The 5,881-nt window shown below is 66.8% G+C and carries 5 protein-coding genes; all 5 read left to right on the top strand.

Annotated elements, in window-relative coordinates; genetic code table 11:
* Positions 1–656 precede the first annotated feature (656 nt).
* A complete protein-coding gene (locus V7116_RS25160; RefSeq protein ID WP_324394755.1) occupies positions 657–1,205 on the top strand; it encodes a hypothetical protein in 549 nt (182 codons plus the stop codon).
* Complete coding sequence (locus V7116_RS25155; RefSeq protein WP_324394756.1) at positions 1,147–2,268, top strand: phage terminase large subunit family protein; 1,122 nt, start codon at positions 1,147–1,149, stop codon at positions 2,266–2,268. Before V7116_RS25160 ends, V7116_RS25155 begins: the two co-directional genes overlap by 59 nt.
* Before the next feature lie 572 nt (positions 2,269–2,840).
* On the top strand, positions 2,841–4,055 hold the full coding sequence (locus V7116_RS25150; RefSeq protein ID WP_324394754.1) for a phage portal protein: 1,215 nt from the start codon (positions 2,841–2,843) through the stop codon (positions 4,053–4,055).
* Between the two features lie 201 nt (positions 4,056–4,256).
* Positions 4,257–5,183: a hypothetical protein gene (locus V7116_RS25145; RefSeq protein WP_324394753.1), complete on the top strand. Its 927-nt coding sequence runs from the start codon at positions 4,257–4,259 to the stop codon at positions 5,181–5,183.
* Between the two features lie 194 nt (positions 5,184–5,377).
* The coding region (locus V7116_RS25140; RefSeq protein WP_324394752.1) for a toll/interleukin-1 receptor domain-containing protein at positions 5,378–5,881 on the top strand (504 nt) is incomplete at its 3' end.

Below are 5,881 nucleotides of genomic sequence, written 5' to 3'. Positions count from 1 at the left end.
AGACCTCCCCCCCGGCCCCTCTCCAATCAAGTTGGAGAGGGGAGACAAGCCGCGCCCGACGGGATTTGTAGGGGCGGGGGTCTAACCCATACGCGTTAAGTGAAGCACCTTCGAAGGGAACACGGCCTTTCGTAGGGGCGGGGCTTGCCCCGCCCGGTGAGCGAAAAGCCGGGTAGGGCAAGCCCTACCCCTACGGTGTCCAGCGCTCGCGGTTTGCATTCACGCCAGGGGAAACAGTCGCAGCAGCCCCGTGAGTGAAACCCGCGTGCGCGCGAAAGTGCACAGCCGCTTCTAGTGTACCATCGGACGCCGCTGCGCGGCGATGGATCCCCGGGTGAAAATGCGGAATAGTCGCTATGAACCACCATTAACGGCGTAGACGGTGTAGAACATGCGTGCTAAACTGAAGTCAGTTCGGTGCGAGGGGGCGGCCACGGACCTCAGACAATCGCGGGCGAGGTGGGGGTATCCGTTAGCAACCGTGACGGCGAGCGCTGCATCCGAGCGCCGGGCGGGTTCCGCTGCCGGGGAGAGCGTGGGGCTTTCCCCGGCGTTTCCACGTTTGCAGCCGGAAACAGGCAGCACGAAAGGAGGCAAGCGCGCTTCGAGAGGCAAACACGCCGGACCATCGAACGCAGGCAGGGGGAGGAGGAGCAATGGCGCGGGGAAAGCAGGGCGCGTATCTGCCCATTGGGGCGCTGGCACAGTGGGCGCTGTACGGGCTGGCGAGCGGGCAGACGGAGGAGGACATCCTGGCGGCGCTAGGGGTCGATCCCGAGACGCTGGGCGTGTGGCTGGCGGACGAACCGGTCGCCGCGCGGCTGGAAGCCCTGAAGACGTACGAGGCGGCGCTGGGCGCATTCGCGCGGTTGATCGCGCTGACGCCGGAAGCGGTGGACGCCTTCGAGCGGGCGCTGGCCGAGGGCAGCTCGCAGGTGGCGGTGCGCGCCGCGCGCGAAGTGCTGGATCGCGTGGGGCTGGGGCGTCCGGTCCCGGTCGTGCGGCGATCGCGTCCCGCCGGGAACAGCAAAGCCGACGCGCCGTCCGAGCGAGTGATCCGGGTGGAATATGGGACGCCAGACCATCAAGCTGTATCAGCCGCACCCTGGGCAGATCGAGATTCTGAGGCATCCGGCACGCTTCAAGGTGGTGGCGTGCGGGCGGCGCTTCGGGAAGACGGAGACGGGCAAGATCCTGGCGATTGAGCGCGCGCTGGGTGGGCGCGTCGTGTGGTGGATCAGCCCGACGTATCGCATGGCGCAGGACGTGTGGCGCAGCCTGCGCGCGACGCTGGCGGGGGCGTGGACGGAGAAAAACGAGTCGATGCGCGAGATCACGCTGCCGGGCGGCGGGCTGATCCGCGTGCGCAGCGGGCACGATCCCGACGCGCTGCGCGGCTCCGGCCTAGATCTGGCCGTGCTGGACGAGGCCGCGTACCTGCATCCCGACGTGTGGGCGGCGGCGATCCGGCCCGCGCTGGCGGACCGGCGCGGGGAGGCGCTGTTTTTGAGCAGTCCCAACGGGCGCAACTGGTTCTGGAGCCTGTATATGCGGGGGCAGAACGCCGCGCAGGCGGAGTGGAAAAGCTGGCGCTTCCCGACTGCTGCCAATCCACTGATCGCGGCGTCCGAGGTGGAGGCGGCGCGCGAGCACGTGCCGGAGCGGACGTTCCGGCAGGAATATCTGGCCGAGTTTCTGGACGATGCGGCGGGCGTGTTCCGGCGCGTGGAATCGACGGCAACGGGCGCGCCGGAGGACGGTCCGCAGCCCGGCGAGCGCATCATCTTCGGTGTGGACTGGGGGCGCGACGGCGACTTCACCGCCATCGCCGTGATCGCGGCGGACCGGCGGCGGCTGGTCGCGCTGGAACGGTTCAACGAGATCGGGTGGGCGCTGCAGCGCGGGCGGCTCGCGGCGCTGGCGGCGCGGTGGGGGCCGGAAGCAATTTGGGCCGAGGCGAACAGCATCGGTGGGCCGAACATCGAGGCGCTGCAAGCGGAGGGGCTGCCGGTGGTGGCGTTCACGACCACGGCGAGCAGCAAGGGGCCGCTGATCGACGGGTTGGCGCTGGCGCTCGAACGCGGCGACCTGACGCTGCTGGCCGATCCGGTGCTGATCGCGGAGCTGCAGGCGTACGCGCTGGACCGCCTGCCGAGCGGGCGGTTCCGGTATGGCGCGCCGCCGGGGATGCACGACGATACGGTGATCGCGCTGGCGCTGGCGTGGCACGGGGTGCAGGCGGGGTCGGCGGGGATCAGTTTTGTGTGAGGCGGCGGGGGCGGGAGTAAAAAGCAGACCTCACCCCCGGCCCCTCTCCAATCAAGTTGGAGAGGGGAGACAAGCAGGCTGTACGGGATGCGTTGGGGCGGGGATTGCTCTGTCCGGTTCATCGAAAATGGGATCGGGTCTGGCGGCGAGGTCGTAGGGGCGTATCGCAAACCCGGTCGTACATAAATCCGGTTCGTTGCGTCTGGGCGGGGGCAATTCGTGAATTGCCCCTACGGGGTGGCGCGGCGCAGGACGTAACAGGGCGGGTCACAGACCCGCCCCTACGGAAAAACGGCAGGGGACGATCGGGGAACAGCGGAGATCGTTCCGTCCGGTTCATCGAAAATGGGATCGGGTCTGGCGGCGAGGTCGTAGGGGCGTATCGCAAACCCGGTCGTACATAAATCCGGTTCGTTGCGTCTGGGCGGGGGCAATTCGTGAATTGCCCCTACGGGATGGCGTGGCACAGGACGCAAAAGGGCGGGGTGTAGGGCCGACCCGATACAGGCCGAGCGTGGCGGAGAGCGGGGTCGCATTTTAACACGGGCAGCAACACAGGAGGAAGGTGGGGTATGGAACACGAAGCAACCATCGTCGAGCGCGCGCTGCGCCGCCTGGGGTACGTGAAGTGGCGGCCCGCGAGCGTCATTCACCGCGTGGAGGCGGGCGTGCTGGTCGATCCGGTCGAGGTCGCGCCGGAGATCGGGCAGGCCGGGCGCTACGCAGGTGTGTACATGGGCAGCCCGTGGGTGTACGTGGCCGTGAACCGCATCGCGGAGGCGGCGGCGCTGGTCCCGTTCCGCGTGACGCGGCGGGCCGGGCCAGAGCATGCGGTCGCCGTCGCGGATCACCCCTTCGAGCGGCTGCTGGCGCGGCCCAACCCGCTCATGAGCCGCTTCGAGCTGATCGAGCAGACGGTCGGCAGCCTGGAAATTCACGGCAACGCGTACTGGTTCCTGGCCGGGGAGCCGGGCGGCGCGCCGCTAGAGCTGTGGCCGCTGCGCCCGGATCGCGTGAGTATCGTGCCGGACGCACGGCGCGGCGTGCGGGGCTATATCTACGAGGTGGACGGGCGGCGCATCCCGCTCGACGCGGCGGAGGTGGTGCACTTCCGGCGCTGGCATCCCGCCAACGACTATTACGGCCTCAGCGCGCTCGAAGCGGCGCGGCTGGCGGTCGAGACGGATCGCGCCATGGCCGATTGGAACCGGCGCTATTTCGGGGAGGGTATGGCCGTGCCCGCAGGGATCGTGGCGATCAAGGAGCGCGTGAGCGACGCGGACTACGAGCGGCTCAAGCGCGAATGGCGCACCGCCTACGGGGGCCGCGAGCGTAAAACGGCCTTTCTGCGCGGCGCGTCGGTGGAGTGGCACAACGTCGGCATGAGCCAGCAGGATATGGACTTTCTCAACGCACGGCGTTTCAACCGCGAGGAGATCTTCCAGATCTTCGGCATCCCGGTGGGCATGTTCAGCGAAAACGCGACCGAGGCGAACGCGCTGGTCGGGGAGCGCGTGTTCATCGAGCGCACGCTGTGGCCGAAGCTGGTGCGCATCGCGGAGAAGATCACGACCGACCTGCTGCCATTTTACGGCGCAGGGCTGGCGGGGGAGTTTGATGACATCCGCCCGCAGGACAAATCGCAAATGCTGGACGAGATCCGCGTGGCGCAGGGGATTCTGTCGGTGGACGAGATCCGCGCGCGGTACTTCCAGCTTGGCCCGCTGCCAAGCCCTGCCGGGCCGGAACCGCCCGGCACGCCGGAACCCGATCCAGAGGCGGCGTAAGGGTAAAGCGGCAGGCGATATGAGACGCCCTGCCGCTGTTTTTTCCTCGTTTGTGAAAATTGGGTTTTCTGATGCTATAACCTGAACAGCGACAGGATCCCGCCTTGCAGCGGATTTCCTGTTGTGTTCGTTCTTCGATTAGTCCTACAATGAACGGGACGTTTGCTCCACTTCCTGAAGAACACACAAGGAGAAACTGGCATGAAGCGCTTACTGAGTCTCGTGTTGTTAGCCGCGCTGGTCATCAGCCCGGTGGCCGTATTCGCCCAGACCGAGGAACCGGCGGAATGGCAGCAGTACACCTCTGACGATGGCTCATTGAGCCTGTCCTATCCGGCAGGCTGGATTGCACAGAGCGGCGGGGACGACATTCCGTTCCCCAGCGCGGTGATCGTGGACTCTGAGGAAACGCTGGCGACCTGGAACGATCCTATGGCGGAAGGCCCCGGAGCGGGTCAGGCTGCGATCCTCACCATCATTCTGCCTGCCGATTTCTTCGGCGCGATCGGGTTTGAACTGCCCGAAGACATCGCCCTGGGCGAACTGACCGGCCTGCTTGCCAGCTTCTTCGTGACCCCCGACGAAGCGACCGAAACGCCGGACATGATGGCGACCGAAGAAGCAATGGCCGAGCCGATGGGCACGGCGGAAGCCGATATGGGCTTCAGCATCGGTGAAGCGGAAGAAATGGACCTGGGCGGCGGCGTGATGGGCGGCTACGTCGAGGTGTCGGACCGCACGGGCGACGGCGCGTACGTCGTGCGCGACCTGGGCGACGAACTGCTGTCGGTGACGATGGTGACCGTGGCTGCGGGTGAATACACCCCCGAATACGCTGATTACGTCCGTCAGGTGGCGGCCAGCGTGACCTATACCGGCAGCGCCGACGACCTGATGGAAGCCATGATGGGTCCGAGCGCGACCGCCGAGGCGGGCGAAGCGACGATGACCGGCGAAGAACTGCTTCAGGAACGCTGCACCGTCTGCCACGACCTGGCGCGCGTGGATTCGGCGGACAAGGACGAGGCGGGATGGACCGCGACCGTGGACCGTATGATCGGCTACGGCGCGCAGCTCAACGCGGGCGAGCGTCAGGCCGTGATCGACTATCTGGTCGAGACGCACTAACGCGGCACTCTCGTCTAGCGTAAAAGGACAGCGCCCCCGGTTCACGGGGGCGCTTTTGTGTGTAGGCCCGAAACAGGGTTCAGGCGCTACAATAAAAAAACCGCCGAGTACGATCACAGGGTGGGGTGGGAGGGGGCCTGTAACCGTGTTAGCTCGGCGATCATCTATTCATTATACGGAGGAACGGCAAAAAAGTGTCATCTGTCATCATTTCATATCATTTCACGGCGGGCGAAACTGCCTATATCCTCAAAAACGCGTTGGAATCGGTGGGGTATGCGGCGTGGGTCGATCCCAATCCTGAAGCCGGGGCGGACTGGTGGCCCGGTGTGGATGGGGCGCTGCGCGAGGCGTTTGCGGTGGTGGCGATCGCCACGCCGGAATGGTCCGCGTCGCCGTTCAGCGCGTACGAGTGGGCGAGCGCACTGACGCTGGGCCTGCCGGTGATCCCGCTCGTCGCGGAGGGCGTGACGCTGCATCCCCGGCTGAATGCGCTTGGCCCCCTGCCGCTGGACGCGCCCATCGACGATCTGCTCGCGCGCATCGATCCGCTGGCCGCCGAGCTTGGCGCGGCGCACATGCACGTCACGCCCGGCGCGTCTCCGGCGGTGGCAACCGCGGCGGCGGCGCTCGGTACGCTGGATCGCGCGGCGCACCCGGCGGCGGTCGAAACGCTCGCGGCGGACGATGCAGCCTGG

Source organism: Aggregatilinea sp. (assembly GCF_036822615.1).
In the GTDB taxonomy this organism is placed as follows: domain Bacteria; phylum Chloroflexota; class Anaerolineae; order Aggregatilineales; family Aggregatilineaceae; genus Aggregatilinea.
This window is presented reverse-complemented; position numbering and strand designations above follow the sequence as displayed.

Coding starts and splice junctions, on each gene's coding strand:
- V7116_RS25150 (WP_324394754.1), top strand. CDS start 2,841: ATGGAACACGAAGCAACCATCGTCGAGCGCGCGCTGCGCCGCCTGGGG.
- V7116_RS25145 (WP_324394753.1), top strand. CDS start 4,257: ATGAAGCGCTTACTGAGTCTCGTGTTGTTAGCCGCGCTGGTCATCAGC.
- V7116_RS25160 (WP_324394755.1), top strand. CDS start 657: ATGGCGCGGGGAAAGCAGGGCGCGTATCTGCCCATTGGGGCGCTGGCA.